The sequence below is a fragment of the Pelomonas lactea genome, from assembly GCF_043555885.1.
GTDB classification, from domain to species: domain Bacteria; phylum Pseudomonadota; class Gammaproteobacteria; order Burkholderiales; family Burkholderiaceae_C; genus Pelomonas; species Pelomonas lactea.
This window is the reverse complement of the sequence record NZ_JBIGHX010000027.1, coordinates 1-421: the sequence shown is the minus strand read 5'-3', so window position 1 is coordinate 421 and position 421 is coordinate 1. Positions and strand designations below refer to the sequence as shown.

Annotated in this window: 1 protein-coding gene; it reads left to right on the top strand. The window is 76.7% G+C overall.

The window, feature by feature from the left end:
• Positions 1-405, top strand: a 405-nt coding sequence (locus ACG04Q_RS25580; protein WP_394514706.1) for a nuclear transport factor 2 family protein, incomplete at its 5' end; no start/stop codon positions are given.
• Between the last annotated feature and the right edge of the window lie 16 nt (positions 406-421).

The window sequence follows — 421 nt, the reverse complement described above, 5'->3', positions numbered from 1 at the left end:
CTGAACGCGGGCCGCTACGAGCGCATCCCGGCGCAATTCGCCGCACAGCACCGGCACAGCATGGTGGGCACCCACGCGTTGGGCGGCGAGCGCCGCGACCAGGCGGCCACGGCGCGCGGGTACGGCCGGCTGCAGCGGCTGCTGCCGGGGCTGCGCTTCGATGTCGACGGCGTCTGGGTCAGCGGCTGGCCCGGGCGCACGCGTGCCGTCGTCGCCGGGCGCGACCGCTTCCAGCTGCCCGGCGGCCGTGAGGGCAGCAACCGCGGCATGCACGAGTTCGAGCTGCGCTGGGGCCGCGTCAGCGCGCTGACGGTGCACTGCGACACCGCCCGGCTGGCGGGCGATCTGGCCGAGGTGGCGGCCGCCGGTCAGCCCGAGGCGCTCGCGGAGCCGATCACGGGCTGAGCGGCATCGGCGGCAA